Raw genomic sequence first — 359 nt, 5'->3', positions numbered from 1 at the left:
GAAGCAAATTCTATATACAACACGGCATAATACATAGAAGAAGACACCTCAAAGGTGCCATTTTTCAATGAATCTTCTATTACATCTCATAGAAAACCAGGGTAATATTAGTTCCAATGCGCTTTTAAGGTCCTTCATAATATACAAACTTATATGGTTAAGCACACTTTCACTAAATTAAACCTTCCAAAACTCCCACCACTTTTTTTTCTTTTCTTCACTAGCAGCAATAAGTTTTTGAGTTTCTTGCATTCCCTTAACAGCATCTAAAAGTTCACGATCTCTATTCTCTAATTTTTTTGAAATATACTCATCTCTTTGTTGGATCTGCTTCAATAATTCTTGGTTGAATTTCATTT

Annotated in this window: 1 protein-coding gene; it reads right to left on the bottom strand. The window is 32.0% G+C overall.

The features are described 5' to 3' along the window. Positions 1-177: 177 nt before the first annotated feature. The coding region (locus TMES_RS22125) for a DUF3967 domain-containing protein (protein WP_085586603.1) at positions 178-359 on the bottom strand (182 nt) is incomplete at its 5' end.

This window comes from Thalassospira mesophila, assembly GCF_002115755.1.
GTDB lineage: Bacteria > Pseudomonadota > Alphaproteobacteria > Rhodospirillales > Thalassospiraceae > Thalassospira > Thalassospira mesophila.
This window is presented reverse-complemented; position numbering and strand designations above follow the sequence as displayed.